General features: G+C 66.4%; 12 protein-coding genes. 9 read left to right on the top strand and 3 right to left on the bottom strand.

The features are described from left to right. The first annotated feature begins 78 nt into the window (after positions 1–78). Together recQ and RM531_RS03550 are read left to right on the top strand one after the other, a co-directional pair. Complete coding sequence (gene recQ / locus RM531_RS03555) at positions 79–1,923, top strand: DNA helicase RecQ (RefSeq protein WP_311657358.1); 1,845 nt, start codon at positions 79–81, stop codon at positions 1,921–1,923. 20 nt (positions 1,924–1,943) lie between these two features. Then, positions 1,944–2,396: a YaiI/YqxD family protein gene (locus RM531_RS03550; protein WP_349255387.1), complete on the top strand. Its 453-nt coding sequence runs from the start codon at positions 1,944–1,946 to the stop codon at positions 2,394–2,396. Between the two features lie 69 nt (positions 2,397–2,465). On the opposite strand, the gene RM531_RS03545 is transcribed toward RM531_RS03550, so the two are convergent. Continuing rightward, positions 2,466–3,839, bottom strand: coding sequence for a DUF1329 domain-containing protein (locus RM531_RS03545; RefSeq protein WP_311657354.1), 1,374 nt, complete (start codon positions 3,837–3,839; stop codon positions 2,466–2,468). 164 nt (positions 3,840–4,003) lie between these two features. On the opposite strand from RM531_RS03545, the gene RM531_RS03540 reads away from it, so the two are divergent. Continuing rightward, the gene (locus tag RM531_RS03540; RefSeq protein WP_311657352.1) at positions 4,004–5,251 is read left to right on the top strand and encodes a LuxR C-terminal-related transcriptional regulator; all 1,248 of its coding nucleotides are present in this window, start codon (positions 4,004–4,006) and stop codon (positions 5,249–5,251) included. Positions 5,252–5,258: 7 nt separating this feature from the next. Here the strand turns inward: RM531_RS03540 and RM531_RS03535 are convergent, their stop codons facing one another. After that, the gene (locus RM531_RS03535) at positions 5,259–7,295 is read right to left on the bottom strand and encodes an FAD-dependent oxidoreductase (protein WP_432280497.1); all 2,037 of its coding nucleotides are present in this window, start codon (positions 7,293–7,295) and stop codon (positions 5,259–5,261) included. Positions 7,296–7,481: 186 nt separating this feature from the next. Between RM531_RS03535 and yihG the strand changes: the two genes are divergently transcribed. Beyond that, complete coding sequence (yihG, locus tag RM531_RS03530) at positions 7,482–8,390, top strand: 1-acylglycerol-3-phosphate O-acyltransferase, YihG family (protein ID WP_311657349.1); 909 nt, start codon at positions 7,482–7,484, stop codon at positions 8,388–8,390. Positions 8,391–8,438: 48 nt separating this feature from the next. Here yihG and RM531_RS03525 read toward each other — a convergent pair whose 3' ends face one another. Further along, the gene (locus RM531_RS03525; protein ID WP_311657347.1) at positions 8,439–8,975 is read right to left on the bottom strand and encodes a DUF421 domain-containing protein; all 537 of its coding nucleotides are present in this window, start codon (positions 8,973–8,975) and stop codon (positions 8,439–8,441) included. 286 nt (positions 8,976–9,261) lie between these two features. Between RM531_RS03525 and RM531_RS03520 the strand changes: the two genes are divergently transcribed. The 5 genes from RM531_RS03520 (at position 9,262) to RM531_RS03500 (ending at position 16,590) form a co-directional block, all read left to right on the top strand. Beyond that, on the top strand, positions 9,262–9,939 hold the full coding sequence (locus tag RM531_RS03520) for a DNA-3-methyladenine glycosylase I (protein WP_311657346.1): 678 nt from the start codon (positions 9,262–9,264) through the stop codon (positions 9,937–9,939). Between the two features lie 148 nt (positions 9,940–10,087). Beyond that, the gene (locus RM531_RS03515; protein ID WP_311657344.1) at positions 10,088–10,582 is read left to right on the top strand and encodes a PepSY domain-containing protein; all 495 of its coding nucleotides are present in this window, start codon (positions 10,088–10,090) and stop codon (positions 10,580–10,582) included. Positions 10,583–11,031: 449 nt separating this feature from the next. After that, positions 11,032–12,477, top strand: a complete 1,446-nt coding sequence (locus RM531_RS03510) for a TolC family protein (protein ID WP_311657415.1) — start codon at positions 11,032–11,034, stop codon at positions 12,475–12,477. Beyond that, positions 12,474–13,466, top strand: coding sequence for an efflux RND transporter periplasmic adaptor subunit (locus RM531_RS03505; RefSeq protein WP_311657342.1), 993 nt, complete (start codon positions 12,474–12,476; stop codon positions 13,464–13,466). The genes RM531_RS03510 and RM531_RS03505 overlap by 4 nt, the downstream gene beginning before the upstream one ends. Positions 13,467–13,497: 31 nt before the next feature. Continuing rightward, positions 13,498–16,590 carry an efflux RND transporter permease subunit gene (locus RM531_RS03500; protein WP_311657341.1) on the top strand — a complete coding sequence of 1,031 codons (3,093 nt, stop codon included), beginning with the start codon at positions 13,498–13,500 and terminating at the stop codon, positions 16,588–16,590. Positions 16,591–16,601 lie beyond the last annotated feature (11 nt).

The raw sequence follows: 16,601 nt of genomic DNA, 5'->3' as shown, positions 1-16,601 counted from the left end.
GGCGCGGGCTCGATGCCGCGCCGTGGAAAAGGCTACAGTCCGCGGCTGCGGTTCTCCGTCTGCGCCTGTCCTCACGCCGTGAATAATCCCGAATCCAGCATTCCGGCCAATCCCGAGGCCGAGCGCATTCTGCGCGAGACCTTCGGTTATCAGAGCTTTCGCGGCCGCCAGGCCGAGATCGTGGCCGCGGTCGCGGCCGGTAACGATGCCTTCGTGCTCATGCCCACCGGCGGCGGCAAGTCGCTGTGCTACCAGATTCCGGCGCTGCTGCGGCCGGGGCTGGCGGTGGTGGTATCGCCGCTGATCGCGCTGATGGCCGATCAGGTGACGGCCCTGCGACAGCTCGGCGTGGCCGCGGCGGTGCTCAATTCCAGTCTGTCCGCCGAGGATCAGGCTGCCATCGAGCGGGACATGCAGGCCGGTTCGCTCGATCTCGTCTACATCGCGCCGGAACGGCTGATGCAGCCGCGCACGCTATCGCTGCTGGGCGAATGCGAACTGGCCCTTTTCGCCATTGACGAAGCCCATTGTGTCTCCCAGTGGGGGCATGACTTCCGGCCCGAATACATGCAGCTTTCCGGACTGGCGGAAGGCTTTCCCAACATACCCCGCATCGCGCTGACCGCCACCGCCGATCCGCGTACCCGGGAAGAGATTCGCCAGCGCCTCTCCCTGCAGCGGGCGGCCGGTTTCGTGCACAGCTTCGACCGACCCAATATCCGTTACCGGGTGGCCGAGCGGGGTAATGCCAAGCAACAGCTTCTGCGTTTCCTGCGTGACGAACATCCCGATCAGGCGGGTATCGTGTACTGCCTGTCGCGTCGCAAGACCGATGACATCGCTGCCTGGCTGCGAGAGCAGGGCATCGACGCGCTGGCCTATCACGCCGGCCTGGATCGCGAACAGAGAACGACGCATCAGGCCCGTTTCCAGCGCGGCGAGGCAGTCGTCATGGTCGCCACGGTGGCCTTCGGGATGGGCATCGACAAGCCGGACGTACGCTTCGTGGTTCACCTCGATCTGCCCGCCAGCATCGAGGCCTACTATCAGGAGACCGGGCGCGGCGGTCGCGATGGCGAGCCGGCGGACGCCTGGATGCTCTACGGGCTTCAGGACGTGGTCCAGCGCCGCCGGATGATCGAGGAGGGCGATGCCCCGGAGGCGCGCAAACGGGTCGAGCGCCACAAGCTGGATGCCATGCTCTCCTACTGCGAACTCACCAGTTGTCGCCGCCAGCATCTGTTGGCCTATTTCGGTGAAAACCGTGACCATGCCTGCGGGAACTGCGATACCTGTCTCAACCCGCCACAGACCTGGGATGCCACCGATACCGCGCGCAAGGCATTGTCCGCGGTGTACCGCACTGGCCAGCGATTCGGCACCGGCTACGTCATCGATCATCTGCAGGGGCAAGCCGACGAGCGCGCGGAACGCCAGGGCCATACACGGCTATCCACCTTCGGCGTTGGCGATGATCTGGGGGTCAAGGAATGGCGCGCGGTGCTGCGCCAGCTCGTGGCGCTGGGCTATTTGACCATGGATATCGACGGCTACGGCGGTCTGCGGCTGGGCGATAATTGCCGCGCGCTGCTCAAGGGTGAAACTCGCCTGCAACTGCGTCAGCTGCGCACCGAGGACCGGCCGGCGCGCCGTGCCGCCGGCAGTGCGGCGGAAGACCTGGATGCCGCGGATCGCCGACTCTGGGACCGCCTCCGCGACCTGCGCAAGCGGCTGTCCGAGGCCCAGGAAGTACCGCCCTACGTGATCTTCCACGACCGCACGCTGCTGGCGATGGTCACGCACAAGCCGACCACCGAACAGGCCCTGCTGGCCATCGACGGGGTCGGGCAGAAGAAGCTTGAGTCCTACGGCGGTGACTTTCTCGCCGAGATGATCGAGGGGCTCGCCGAGGTCGCGGATTAGTGGCTGACGCCGAATCCACGATGGCGATCTGGGTGGACGCCGATGCCTGCCCGGCGGTAATCCGCGACATCCTCTTTCGTGCCGCCATGCGGACCGGTATCACGGTTACATTGGTGGCCAACCAGCCCCTGCGCGTGCCGCGCTCACCGCATATCCACACGTTGCAGGTAGCCGCCGGGTTCGACGTGGCCGACAACGTCATTGTCCAGCGGCTGAACCCGGGTGACCTGGTGATCACCGGCGATATCCCGCTAGCCGCGGAAGTCATTGAGAAGGGAGGACACGCCCTGAACCCACGCGGCGAGCGCTATCAGCCCGACACCATCCGGGCACGTCTGAACATGCGGGACTTCATGGATACGCTGCGCGGCAGCGGCATTCATACCGGTGGCCCGGCGGCGCTGGGAAAACCCGAGCGTCAGGCTTTTGCCAATGAGCTGGATCGGTTTCTGGCGGCCGCCAGAAAAGCATAGGTTGCGGCCGCAAAAAAGCCCGCGACCGGATGGCCGCGGGCTCGGTAAACAGCTCAACCGGGTCAGGCTTTATGCACCCAGCCGCCGCATCGCCTGGGTAGTCAGGTACTTGTCGTAGGCGGCATCGCCATCGGTACCCCATTCCGACTTGTAGCCGCCGGTGACTTCCTTGGCCTGATGGAAGCGGCTCATGCGGCCGCTCTGGATGTCGTGACTGGTTACGTAGGCCCAGCTCCAGGGCGTGTGGCCGTCCGGCGTCTTCATGCCTTCATACTTCGAGTAGCCGGCATCCCAGTTCTTCCACACCTTGCCCTTGCGGTCGTAATCGACGCTGAGCACGTGCGTGAAGTTGCGGGCATCCAGCCAGGTGCGGCGTTTACCTACCGGCGAGCGGGGGTAACCGGTGGGTTCCAGCTCGACGACGATCGTCTCCGGCACCAGCTCGCGCACGCTGTCCCAGTAGGTCTGCCCCTTTGGCCCGCCATGGACGGCCGGTTCCCAGTTTGGGTCGTCCTTGACCCAGGCGTCACGGGCGGCACCCAGCATGGGCTTGCGCTCCACGATTTTGTGCTTGCCCCAGGTGGCCAGCGGATCGCCAGCGGCCCAAGCATTGGACAGGAACACGGTAATGCCCGGCACCAGCGGCTCGAAACGCTGGTTGGTCGGGTATTCACGCACGCGCTTGAAGGCCGGCAGGTAGCCGACCAGGCCCGGGAACTGGCGCTGATCGTACGGCCAGGTGTTCAGGAACGAGGTGCCGGCCTGCTCGTTGGGGGCGGTGAAGAACACCGATTGGTAACGCAGCATGTCCTTTTCGCCGTTCCAGCTGGTGTCGTCCGGCCGGGCGTTGACCTGCAGTTCGCACCAGACCAGGTCGTACTGATACTGGAGTTCGCCATCAGGGCCGAGATCCCAGTCGCGCACGCCATACTGCTGGTAATTGTGCCGGCCCCAGCTCAGGTTGATGTTGGCCTGAGCCTGGTAGCCGTCATCCGGCTCCACGAAGGGCAGGCCGCCGCGCAGGGGGTTGCCTTTCTTCTGGTCCCAGACGTTGCCGTCGCTGTCCACCATCGCCCGACCCTGGTTGCGCAGGGTGGCTTCGAGGAACGGGTCCTCGAACAGGTCGGTCATGTCCGTGGTGGTTTCCTGGATCTTGATCCGACGGCCGTCGTCGCGGATCTCCATGACCTCGATCGGATCGAGCAGGTGTTCGACGTGCTCGAGATTATCGGCGGTAATCACGTCACCGGGCTTGATCTTGCCCTTGGTGTGGGCCTCGATGGAGGTCAGCTCCTCCGGGTAGGCCATCTTGATGTCCGGTGTGTCGGCCCGTGTGATCATGGGCCAGAGGCTGGTCAGGACGCCGGCCGAGCCGATGCCCTTGGCGGCCTTTTCCATGAGCATTCGGCGACCGTAGTCGAAATCGTATTTGCGAATGTGCATGCTGCTCCTCCACGGGTGGTTCTGTTGTTGACGCCCCATCAGGGGGCCACCACACTTAAGGGTAGTCAAAAACGGCCCGCCTGGCTTGCGCTTCGGTGCACAGATATTTGCTTTGAAGTGCAAGACCGGCATCGTACCGTGGACCCCGTTCCGGAGGCTGGCTCATGGCAGAGATGATCAATCGACCGGCCGCTGAAACCGCGCTCGCCACCCATCGTTTTCGCCGGTTCAGCCCGTTCAAGGAGTTCGTGAATCTCACGTTTCCGTGGCTGGAATTCGACGGCTCACGGCGGACGAACTTTGCCGCCGAGGCCACGGGCTACGCGGGTACGCAACATCTGGCAGTGCAGTTGCGGATGGACGCCCTGCATGTGACGCGGCCGAAACGCCGGGCCGAGGCGGAGGGCCACGCCTACATCAAGTTCTTCTGGCAGTTGTCCGGCATGACCGAGCTGGCGCAGGGCCGGCAGAGCGTGACCATGCACCCCGGGGACACCACCGTCTGCGATACCGCACGGGGCTATGACCTGCGGATAAGCGACGACGCCCACTTCGCCGTGCTGCTGCTTCCCTACGATGCCTGTCCCGGCTGGCCGGGCATCGCCGACGATCTGGTTGCCACGCGCCTGCGGGACGAAATCACAGCCCGGGCTGCGTTGTCGGCGCTGATGTCGGCGATGCGCCACGAGCCAGGCAATGGCGACGCGGCGGCGATCGACGGCGTCGTGAACTCGGTGCAGACAATGCTCTGTGATTCCCTGCAGCGAACGGCTGCACCCGCCAGCCGACATGCCGGAACGATACGCCAGAGTGCCGGCGACGTCATTGCGGATATCTACGGGTACATCCGGCGGCATCTGCATGAACCGGATCTGTCACCCGGGGCCCTGGCCAGGGCGGTTCGCCTGTCCCGACGCGGGTTGTATCTGGCGCTCGAGCGTCAGGGTCTGACACCCGCCCGGCTGATCACCGACATGCGGCTGGCCGGTTGCCGGCGCGCGCTGGCCGATCCGGCGCGGGTTCAGCAGACCATCACCGATATTGCCTACGAGTTCGGGTTTTCCGACGCTGCCCGCTTCAGCCACATTTTTCGCGCCCGGCACGGCATGCCGCCCAGCGTGTGGCGCGAGCGGGCCCTGCAGGACGAGCGCTTCTTCGTCGCCGGCCGAACGGAAGCGGACGAATCGCCGGATACCGAGACGGCCGGCGAGGCCACGCCGGTACTCACCAATCGGGAATGCGGGGTGCTGGCACGGCTGGCCGACGGGGCCGGCAACGCGGATATCGCGCGCGAGTTGTTCGTATCCGAGAACACGGTGAAATTTCACCTCAAGAACATCTACCGCAAACTCGGGGTCAGCGGCCGGGTGCCGGCCATTCGTGCGGCGCAGCACCTCGGGCTGGTGGAGTGAGGCCGCGCTAGAGCCGCGCCGCCAGCTCGCTGGCTTCCCGGATCGCCCGTTTCGCATCCAGTTCCGTGGCCAGTCGGGCACCGCCGATGACGTGCGGCCTGCAACCGCTTTCGGTAAGGGCGTCGGCAAGCTCGTGGCGCGGCTCCTGCCCAGTGCAGGTCACCACGTTATCCACCGCCAGGCACTGCGTCTGGCCGTTGCGCACGATGGTCAGGCCCCGGTCGTCGATGCCCTGATACTCGACGCCCGCCAGCATGGTCACGCCCTTGTGCTGTAGCGAGGCACGGTGGGCCCAGCCGCTGGTCTTGCCGAGCTTGCGTCCGGGCTTGTCGTCGGTTCGCTGGCACAGATAGATCTCGCGCGGGGAGGGGGCTGGTTGCGGCTCGCCCACCGCGCCGCGGCTGTTCAGCGACACATCCACGCCCCATTCGGCGTTGAACAGGTCGGCATCCATGGCCGGCGAGCGGTCATGGGTGAGGAATTCGCTGACGTCGAACCCGATGCCTCCCGCGCCGACGACCGCCACGCGAGGCCCGATATCCGCACCCTTGAGCAGGACGTCGACGTAACTGCGCACCATCGGATGATCGATGCCCTGGATCGGCGGCGTGCGGGGCGTCACGCCCGTGGCCACGATGATCTCGTCATAACCGGCCCCGGCCAGCCGCGACGCGACGGCGGGCTGTTTCAGTCGCAGATCCACGCCGGTCAGTTCGATTTGCCGGGCGTAGTAGCGCAGGGTTTCATGGAATTCCTCCTTGCCCGGAATGCGCTTGGCCATGTTGAACTGGCCGCCGATCTCGGCGCCGGCCTCGTACAGCGTCACCTGGTGCCCGCGTTCGGCCAGTACCGTGGCCGCGGCCAGCCCCGCGGGCCCGGCTCCCACCACCGCGATGCGTTTCGGCGTTTCGGCCGGCGTGTAGACCAGCTCGGTTTCCCGGCAGGCGCGGGGATTCACCAGACAACTGGCATGCTTCCACTTGAAGGTATGGTCCAGGCAGGCCTGGTTGCAGGCGATGCAGGTGTTGATCTCGTCGGCCCGATTATCGGCCGACTTGCGCACGAAATCGGCATCAGCCAGGAACGGCCGGGCCATCGACACCATGTCCGCCACGCCGTCGGCCAGCAGGCCCTCGGCCACGTCCGGTGCATTGATGCGGTTGGTGGTGCATAGCGGGATAGCGACTTCGTCCCTGAGCCGCCGGGTGATCCAGGCGAATCCGGCCCGCGGCACCCGGGTAACGATGGTGGGGATACGCGCCTCGTGCCAGCCGATGCCGGTATTGATGATGGTGGCGCCGGCGGCTTCCACCTTTTTCGCCAGCGACACGATTTCCTCCCAGGTCTGGCCGTCCTCGACCAGATCCAGCATCGAAAGCCGGTAGATCAGGATGAAATCCGGCCCAACGGCCTCGCGTATGCGCGACACGATCTCCACCGCCAGCCGCTGGCGGTTGTCGGCGCTGCCGCCCCAGGCATCGGTGCGCTGATTGGTGCGCGGGGCCAGAAACTGGTTGATCAGGTATCCCTCGGAGCCCATCACCTCGACGCCGTCATAGCCGGCATCGCGCGCCAGAGCCGCGGACCGGGCGTAATCGCGGATCGTCTGTTCGATCCCGCTTGCGGTGAGGGCCTTCGGGGTAAACGGGGAAATGGGCGACTTCTTCGCCGAGGCCGACACCACGAACGGGTGATAGCCGTAGCGCCCGGCGTGCAGAATCTGCATGCAGATCTTCCCGCCCTCGGCGTGCACCGCCCGGGTGATCTTGCGATGCGGCCACACATGCCAGCGCTTCGACATCTCACCAGCCAGCGGCGATACCCAGCCGGCCCGATTGGGCGCGATGCCGCCGGTCACGATCAGCCCCACACCGCCCGCCGCGCGTTCCGCGAAATAGGCGGCCAGCTTGTCGTAGTGCCAGAAGAAATCCTCCAGCCCCGTGTGCATGGAGCCCATGAGCACGCGGTTGCGTAGCTGTGTAAAGCCGAGATCAAGTGGGGCAAGAAGATTGGGGTAGGGCGTTGCGGGCACGGCGGCGTCCATAGGCATGATTCAGGAATTATACCTTTCCTTTTTCGTGTCGCGCTGCTCCGCTAGTCGGCGGAATGAATTCCGCCCCACGGTAGGATGACGAGGTTACGTGTAGGGCCGGATTCATCCGGCCTTGCAAATACGATCAGCAACCAATACACGCTAGAATCCGCGCTGTTTTCCACCAGAAGCCGACCCATGCTCCAGTGGCTACCCACGCCGATTCTCGGCGCCGTGACCTCCCTGATCCTGCTGATCAACCTGCTTGTCTGGATGGTGCCGGTCTACGCGCTGATCCTGGTCAAGCTGTTCGTTCGCGGGGCGGCGCGGGATCGGGTGTCGCGGTGGATCGCCAGTGCCGCCCAGCAGTGGGCGGCCATCAACGTCTGGGTATGGCGCCGGCTAGTGGATATCGACTGGCAGATTCGCGGCGTGTCCGACCTCGATCGTGAGGGGCAGTATCTGGTGATCGCCAATCACCAGTCCTGGGTGGATATCCCCATGCTGATGGCCGCCTTCGACCGCCGGGCGCCGTTCTTCAAGTTCTTCATCAAGCAGGAACTGATCTGGGTACCCATTCTGGGGCTGGTCTGGTGGGGGCTGGATTTCCCGTTCATGAAACGCTATTCCGCCGCCCAGATCGCGAAGAATCCGTCGCTGCGCGGCAAGGACCTGGAGACCACCAAACGCGCCTGCGAGAAGTACCGCAACCAGCCGGTGACCATTCTGAATTTCCTCGAGGGCACTCGTTTCACCGCCGCCAAGCACCAGCGCCAGGCATCCCCGTATCCGCAGTTGCTGCGTCCCCGCGCCGGCGGTTTTGCCTTCGCCCTGTCGGCATTGGGGCCGCGACTGGATGCCATGCTGGATGTGACCATTGTCTACCCGGACGGGGCGCCAAAGGGACTGTGGCAGCTCATGTCCGGACAGATGCGGCGGGTGATTATCGAGGTGAAGCAGGTGCGCATTCCCACGCCTCTGTTTGAAGGTGATTACGCGAGTGATCCGGCCTTCCGGGGCGAACTCAAGAAGTGGGTTGATGCTCTGTGGCAGGAAAAGAACGCCCGCATCGAGACCTTGAAACAGGAAAGCAGCAGCGGCGGATGATGCCGCGTGAGATTCGAAACCCGGCGGCAGACGCAATCGGGTTGGCGGCTAGGCCCGACCGCCATGATCGCGCACCCCCTGCAACAGCCACGGATCCACCCGCCCGGCACCATGCAATACGTTGATACTGCCCGTGCCCTCCATCACCACCGCCTGCACGGACGCGATTTCTTCCACATTGGCGGCGCGCAGGTGGGCTCGCAGATCGTCTTCGGTGACACGGGCCACGGCCAGGTTCGCCGGTTTCAGTTTGCCGCCGGGGCCCATCAGGAGGATGGGTCGGTTGTCGGTTACCCGTTCCACCGCGCGGAAGCGCTTGCGCAGACGCGAGACCAGCAGCTGGATGCCGTACAGCGTCACCAGCGCGGCCATGCCCTGGATAAGCGGCGGATTACGGCTGGCCACGGTGGTCGCCAGCAGTGAGCCGATAGCGATGGTGACCGCGATATCAAAGGCCGACATCTGGGCGAAACTGCGTACCCCGGACCAGCGCGCGAACAGCAGGATGGTGATGTACATGCCCAGGGTGGACAGTACGACCCAGACCACCGGCGTCGCTGCCGGAGCGAACCAATCGATCCACATATTTGACTCTCCTCGGAGGAACCGGGCGCCAGGTGAGGCCCGAGCATGGATTGCTTCACCACACCGAACGCGGTGCGAGGCGCGACCCATGCCTTATCGCATGATCGTGGCACTCTGAGGCGGTGCAGCAGGATTTCAACCATGATCGGGAAAATCGGGCGTCGAGGTGACCTGACGCCTTTCGGCCACGCTAACAGACCAGGTGGCGTCTGAGGTGGGTAAACAAGTTGTTGCAGGACAGATGTATGCCTGTTGAAGCACTCGAATCCGACATCGGAGGCGGACAATGAGCGCATTCGCCCCGATCCTCGCGGCCGCGGTGGATCGTGCCGGCGATGAGGCCGCACTGCGGGCCGACCTGAAACAGCCGGAGCCGCCCGAGGGGCTGGCGATGGTGGGCGATGACCGTTATCTGTCGCTGATGACGCGTCGTATCTTCCGTGCCGGCCTGCAGCACCGCATGGTCGATGCCCGCTGGCCGGCATTCGAAGCCGCGTTCGCCGATTTCGATCTCGATCAGGCCGCGGCGCTGGACGAGGGCGATATCAAGCGTCTGACCCAGGACGAATCCCTGATCCGTCATCCGCGCAAGCTGGCTGCGGTGCGCAGCAACGCCATGGCCATGCAGGCCATCCGCGAGGAACTCGGCAGTTTCGGCGTCTGGCTGGCACGCTGGCCGGAGGACGAAATCGTGGAACTCTGGTTGGAGTTGAACCAGCGCTTTTCCCAGCTCGGCGGCAATTCCGGCCCGGCCTTCCTGCGCATGGCCGGCAAGGACACGTTCCTGCTTACCGACTGGGTGATGGCCGGGCTACGCCAGTGGCAGGCACACCCGGGGCCGTTCAAGTCGAAGACCGCCCAGCGCGAGGTTCAGATCATCTTCAATGACTGGGCGGATGAAACCGACGAGCCTCTGAGTGTGCTCAGCCAGATACTGTCCCGCAGTATCCGCGAACTGGACTGAGCCCGACGCCGATCCGCCTGATAGCATTCGGCCCATGATCGAGCCGAAACCGCCACCCGTTTCCGATGCCGCCACTGCACAGGCCGCTCGCGCTCGCGCCGCGCCAGGTCAGGCAGGGACCATCGGTACGGTTTCGGCCGGACTGGCAATGATGCTGTCTTCGGTGGCAGCCATCGCCGCCGGAAATGTCCCCATCACCACGTGCCTGGACGCCGCCGCGGCGGTAAAGCCCGGGGAATTCGCCAAGGTGGAATATCTGGACCCCTCGGCCGAAGGCGTACCAGCCTTCGTCATCGAAGTGCGCAACGAGGCGAGCGACTCGTGGGAACTGAGCTGCGACGCCCGTTCCGGCGCCATTTACGAGATCGAAAGCGAGGTCGCCGGCCCCGATGATCCCCGCTTTGCCGGCACCGCCAAGCTGACCACGGCCGACGCCGAAGCACGGGCCCTGGCGCTGGTCCCCGGGCGGATTCTGGAGGTGGAGTACGAGGTGGACGCCAACGGCGATCCGGTCTTCGAACTGGACATCCGCGACGGCGACGGAGTGGAACGCAAGATCGAGGTACATGCCGTGACCGGCGAGATTCTCGAGACATCCGTCGAGCACTGGGAAATTGGGATCGAGGCGTCAGAGAGACGGTAAGGGCTCTCTGATTTATTCCCCGCGACCTGCGTGTGCGTCCCAAGCCGCGTCACAACAAGGCGCCCGGCGCCGGCCGTGGCAGGCCCCACGGCCAAGCCGGGCATCGATTCGCCGGGAGCGAATCGAGACGGCCGCAGGCCGGCCCGGAGGGCGAGGCCCAAGGACGGGCCTCGCAACGCCGGTGTGGCGTGGCTTGGGCCAAACCCCTTCGGGCCGGGCCTTTGCGCGCGCCTGGACGGCGTCATTCGTCGCTTATTTGCATCTAGCAAACTGCACTCCTCATTCCTTGCCAGGCACGCGCAAAGGACTCCGGCGCAGGCCGCGCGGAATGAATCAGAGAGTCCCGGTTGCGCCCCATTTGCTGCGGGCGGTAACGCGACCGCTATACTGCCGGCATGGTCGGGAAAACTTCCCAGTTTTGTCATGGAAGCCCCGCGCGCTTGGCGGCGGTGAAGCTTCCGGCACGGTTTCTCGGCCTTGCGGTCTCGGCGCTGCTCGCGGCCGGTTGTGCCACCCAGCAATACGAGCCCGCGCCACTCGATCCCGCGGACAACGCGCAGCAATTTCTGGACAAGCGGCTGGATGCCCCGGCCCTGGCCGAGTTCGTTACGGCACTGAATCCCGACCGGGCGGACTGGCCGCCGTCGCGCTGGGACGAACGTTCGCTGTTCCTGGCCGCACTGTTCCATCACCCGGATTTCGCCGTCGAGCGCGCCGAATGGCAGGCCCGTCAGGCCGCCGGCCAGACCGCCGAACGACGCCCCCCGCCGGGTGTTCAGCTGCAATCCGAATACGATACCGATCCGGAAGAGCAGGGCGCCTCGAACTGGTCGTTGGGCGGACTGCTCAACCTGACCTTCGAGGCCCCCGGCAAGCGCGATGCCCGGGTCGCCGCCGCCCGCGCCCGCATCGATGCCGCCCGCCAGCAGCTGGGCCATTCCGCCTGGCAGCTGCGCGAGCGGGTGCTTCGCCGTTACGTCGAATGGCAGGACCGCAGCACGCGGGTCCGTCTGGCAGCCCTGCAGCGGCTGGCCGCCGACCAGGCCACCACGCTGCTGGTTGAACGCCAGCGCGCCGGGGTGACGGGTGGCCTTGAAGTCAGCGTGATGCGCCTGCGCGATCAGCGGGCCCGACTAGAGGAAGTAGCTGCCCGCAACGAGGTCATCACCGCCCGCATGGGCCTGGCCGCCGCCATGGGCGTGCCCACGGGCGCCATCGAAGCCATCCGCAACCGCCTCGGCAAGCCGGCCGAGGAACTACCGACCGTGGATGAAATCCGCCTGCGCCGCAGTGCCCTGACCGGCCGCTACGACCTGCAGCGGGAACTGGCCGCCTTCGCCGCGGCCGATGCGGGCCTGCGCGGCGCGGTGGCGGCCCAGTATCCGGACGTCACCCTGGCACCGGGTTTCATCTACGATCAGGGCGATGCCGTCTGGTTGCTGGAAGCCTCCTGGATGCTGTTGCTGCGCGGCTACAACGACGGTCCGATTGCCGCCGCCCGGGCGCGTCGTGACGCCGCCGCCGCCCGATTCCGGGCGCTGCAGGCCCGGGTAATCGGGGACCTGGATCAGGCCGTGGCCCATTACCGCGGCCAGCGCCGAGTGCTGGAAACCGCCAACAAGCTGCTGGCCGAACAACGGGGTTACGAATCCGAGGTCCGACAGCGCCACGCCGCCGGCTATGTCGACCGTCTGGATCTGCTAACCGCCCAGATCGAGACCCTGGCGGCCCGGCGTGCCCGGCTGGATGCCTGGCGCAATGCCCTGCTGGCCCGGGCACGGCTGGAAACCACCGCGCAAACCACCCTGCCGGTCCGCGATGACGACCTGCAGCCAGCCATCCGCCGCTTCGTCAATCAGTCCGCCGCCGACCGGCCACCGGAGTCCGGCCCATGAAAACCCTCGCTGCATTCGCCCTGGCCGTGCTGCTGATCGGCCCGGTTCACGCCGATGACGATGACGACGATCCACCGATTGGTGAGTACACGCCGCTGCGCGTCACGATGGAAGAAGACGTCCGGACCCTGGCCGGCATCGAGTTGACCGGGCTGGCGGCAGAGGCGGGCGTACCCACCGTCACGGCTACCGCCGAAGTGCTCAGCCTGCAGCCGTTACTGACGCAACAGGCGCAACTGCTGCAGGCCCGCGCCGATGTCCGCGCCGCCAGCGCACGCAGCGAGGTCAGCAACGAGAACTATCAGCGGCTGCGCCGGCTTCAGAGCGGCAACGCCAACGTCGCCGCCCGCGAACTGGCTGCCGCCCGGGCCGAACAGCGCACGGACGCGGCCCGGCTGGACGCCGCCCGGGCCACCCTGGCCGGTCGCGAGGCCGGATTCCGCGACCAGTGGGGCGACACCCTGTTCGAGTGGGCCACGGCCGACGAGCCCCCGGCCGCCTGGCAGACGCTGCAGTCTCGCCGCCAGCTACTGTTGCTGGTCAGTCTGCCGCGGCGCGCGGGCCGGCCGGAAACCGGCGCGGCGATCGATCTCGTTGTCGAGGGCGACAGACTGGGCGGCACGCTGATCGGCCCGGCCCCGGGCCTGTCGGCCATCGGCAACGGCCCCACCTGGTACGCCCGCGCCGACGCCGGGCTGCTACGCACCGGCATGCGCCTGACCGCCAGCGTGCCGGTGAACGGCGACGAACAACGCCGCATCCGGATTCCGGCGGCGGCCGTGGTGTGGGATGCCGGCCAGCCTTGGGCCTTCGTGCACGCCGGTGGCGACGATTTCGAGCGCCGGCCGGTGAGTGGCCGGGCCGGACCGGGCGGCGACTGGCTGGTCGAGAAGCATTTCTCGGCCGGCGATGCGGTGGTCATATCCGGCGCCCAGTTGATGCTGGCCCAGGAACGGCGCGCCAGCATTCCGGAAGAGGACGACGATTGATGGATAGAGTGGCCAGGGCAGGGCAGGCCTGATGCTGGGCGTCATCATCGATCTGGCCCTGCGCCTGCGCGGGGTGGTGCTGGCTCTGGCGGTGATGCTGTTCGGCTACGGCGGCTGGATGCTCAGCCAGGCCGGGCTGGACATCTTCCCGGAGTTCTCGCCCAAGCAGGTGGTGATCCAGACCGAGGCCCCCGGCCTGACCGCCGAGCAGGCCGAGGTGCAGGTCAGCCAGCCGATCGAGAACGCCCTGGCCGGACTCAATGACCTCAAGCTGATCCGCTCGCAGTCCATGCAGGGGCTGTCCGTGGTCACCCTGATCTTCCAGCCGCATACCGACATCTACCGCAACCGGCAGATCGTGGCCGAGCGGCTGGGCACGGTGGACAGCCGGTTGCCGCCCGGCGTCGCGGCGCCCGTGATCAATCCGCTGTCCTCGTCGTCGGCCACGGTGATGACCATCGGCGTGACCTCGCCGAGCCGCTCGCTGATGGACCTGCGGGACGCCGTGGACGGCACGCTGGTGCCGCGGCTGCTCAGCGTGCCCGGCGTGGCCGACGTCAACGTATTCGGCGGCGACATCCTCCAGCTACAGATCCAGGTCGACCCCGAGGCGCTGCAGGCGCAGGGCGTCTCCCTGGCACAGGTCCGGACCGCCGCCATGCGCGCCACCGGGGTGCAGGGGGCCGGCTTTCTGGCCAACCGGAATCAGCAGTTACCGATCACCGTTACAGGCACGCCGGAGACGGCCGCTTCACTGCGCGAGGTGACCGTGCAGACCGGCCCGGGCGGCCGTCGCCTGCAACTGGCGGATATCGCCACCGTGGAGGAGGCTCCCGAGCCGGCCTTCGGCGCCGCCCAGGTCATGGGGGAGCCGGGGGTGGTGATGATGGTCATCGGCCAGTACCAGGCCAACACCCTGACCGTATCCCGCAACATCGAGGCGGCGCTGGATGATCTCGACGTGGCCCTGGCCGCCGACGACATCGAACTGCACGATCACCTGTTCCGGCCGGCGGACTACATCGAGGCCTCGTTTGCCAGCATTGCCGGGCATTTGATGATTGGTGCCGGCTTCGTGGTCATCGTGCTGCTGCTGTTCCTGTACAACTGGCGGGCGGCGGTAATCTCGGCCCTGGCCATTCCGCTGTCGCTGCTGGGCGCCACCATCCTGCTGCTGGCCTTCGGCGTGAACCTCAACGTGATGGTGCTGGGCGGGCTGGCCATCGCCCTGGGCGAGGTAGTGGACGACGCTATCATCGACACCGAGAACATCGCCCGCCGGCTGCGCGAAAACCGGGCGCTGGCGCAGCCGCGATCGTTCCTGGCCGTGATCTATGACGCCTCCATGGAGGTGCGCGGCTCGGTGGTCTACGCCACCTTCATCGTTGTCCTGGCCTTCGTGCCGCTGCTGACGCTGGGCGGGGTGGCAGGACGGCTGTTCGCCCCGCTGGGCATGGCCTACATCCTGGCGATTCTGGTATCGCTGGTGGTGGCGCTGACCATCACCCCGGCGCTGGCCGCCATGCTGCTGACCGGAAAGGGCCAGCGCAGCGACGAACCGCCTGTCACCCGCTGGCTCAAACCCCGTTACGAGCGGACGCTGGCACGCATCGGCACCCGACCGCGACTGGCTCTTGGCGTGGCCCTGGCGGTCAGTGCCGGCGGCATTGCCCTGCTGCCGCTGTTCGGCGGGGCGTTTCTGCCGGAACTGCGCGAGGGCCACTACATCGTCCATACCACCAGTCTGCCGGGCACGTCGCTGGATGAATCCATCCGCCACGGCAAGCAGCTGACCGAACAATGGCGGGAGATCCCCGGCATCCGCTCGGTGTCGCAATGGGCCGGCCGGGCAGAGCGGGGCGCCGACACCTACGGCACCCATTACAGCGAATACGAGATCGACTTCGAAAAAGGCCTGTCAGGCCCCGAACAGCAGGCGGTTATCGACGCCCTGAACGCCGTGCTGCGCGATTTCCCCGGCATCAGCTACGAGTCCAACACCTTTCTCACCGAGCGCATCGACGAAACCATTTCCGGCTACACCGCGCCGGTGGTGATCAACATCTTCGGCCACGACCTGCGCGAACTCGACCGCCTGGCCGCGCAAGTGGCCGAGGTCATCCGCGAGGTGCCCGGCGCCGCCGAGGTACAGGTGCGCTCGTCGGCCGACGTGCCGCTGCTGGCCGTCGACCTAGACAACGCCCGGCTGACCCGGCACGGCATCGCCCCGATGGACGCAGTGGCCGCCATCCGCACGGCCTATCGCGGTGACGTGGTCGGCCACTACTACGAAGGCAACCGCCGGCGCGAGGTCAATCTGATTCTGGCCCCGGAGGACCGCCGCAACCCGGCCAGCGTCGCCGAACTGCCGATCGCCGATGGCGACGGCCGGCTGCGGCCGTTATCCGACCTCGCCCGGGTCGAGCAGGTCGCCGGCCGCTATAACGTGCTGCACGAGGGCGCCCAGCGGGTGCAGGTGGTCACCGCGGACGTGGATGGCCGCGACCTCGCCTCGTTCTTCGACGACCTGCGCGACCGGGTGCTGGATGACGTGACATTCAGCGCCGACACCTATCCCGAATTCACCGGCGCGGCCCTGGAACAGGCCGAGGCCCGGCGCGAGCTGATCCTGCATTCGCTGCTCGCCGGCGGCGCCATCCTGATCATGATCTTCGTGGCGCTCGGCAACCTGCGGAACACCGCGCTCGTCCTGCTCAACCTGCCGTTCTCGCTGGTCGGCGGGGTGGTGGCCGCCTGGCTGACCGGCGGCTGGCTGTCCATCGGGTCGCTGGTGGGCTTTGTCACCCTGTTTGGCATCACCGTACGCAACTCCATCATGCTGGCTTCCCATTACCGTCATTTGGTGGTCGACGAAGGCCTGCCCTGGAACGCCGAAACCGCCCGCCGCGGCGCCCGCGAACGCCTCACCGCCATCCTGGTCACTGCGTTGGTCACGGCACTGGCGATGCTCCCCATCGCCATCGGCAGCGATAACCCCGGCCGCGAAATTATGGGGCCGATGGCAGCCATCATCATCGGCGGGCTGGTATCGTCTACGGTGTTGAATCTGCTGATCTTGCCGTCGGTGTTTTTACGGTTTGGATGGTTTGGGGTGGCGCGATAACCGACAAAGCA

Origin of the sequence: Spectribacter acetivorans (assembly GCF_031846305.1) — a bacterium.
Lineage (GTDB): Bacteria > Pseudomonadota > Gammaproteobacteria > Nevskiales > Salinisphaeraceae > Spectribacter > Spectribacter acetivorans.
Note: the sequence above shows the minus strand (reverse complement) of the source record. Positions and strands in the feature narration are given on the sequence as shown.

Excerpts from the sequence above, each read along its gene's own strand:
- RM531_RS03550 (WP_349255387.1), top strand. The coding sequence starts at position 1,944 with ATGGCGATCTGGGTGGACGCCGATGCCTGCCCGGCGGTAATCCGCGAC.
- RM531_RS03545 (WP_311657354.1), bottom strand. The coding sequence starts at position 3,839 with ATGCACATTCGCAAATACGATTTCGACTACGGTCGCCGAATGCTCATG.
- RM531_RS03540 (WP_311657352.1), top strand. The coding sequence starts at position 4,004 with ATGGCAGAGATGATCAATCGACCGGCCGCTGAAACCGCGCTCGCCACC.
- RM531_RS03535 (WP_432280497.1), bottom strand. The coding sequence starts at position 7,295 with ATGGACGCCGCCGTGCCCGCAACGCCCTACCCCAATCTTCTTGCCCCA.
- yihG (WP_311657349.1), top strand. The coding sequence starts at position 7,482 with ATGCTCCAGTGGCTACCCACGCCGATTCTCGGCGCCGTGACCTCCCTG.
- RM531_RS03525 (WP_311657347.1), bottom strand. The coding sequence starts at position 8,975 with ATGTGGATCGATTGGTTCGCTCCGGCAGCGACGCCGGTGGTCTGGGTC.
- RM531_RS03520 (WP_311657346.1), top strand. The coding sequence starts at position 9,262 with ATGAGCGCATTCGCCCCGATCCTCGCGGCCGCGGTGGATCGTGCCGGC.
- RM531_RS03515 (WP_311657344.1), top strand. The coding sequence starts at position 10,088 with ATGATGCTGTCTTCGGTGGCAGCCATCGCCGCCGGAAATGTCCCCATC.
- RM531_RS03505 (WP_311657342.1), top strand. The coding sequence starts at position 12,474 with ATGAAAACCCTCGCTGCATTCGCCCTGGCCGTGCTGCTGATCGGCCCG.
- RM531_RS03500 (WP_311657341.1), top strand. The coding sequence starts at position 13,498 with ATGCTGGGCGTCATCATCGATCTGGCCCTGCGCCTGCGCGGGGTGGTG.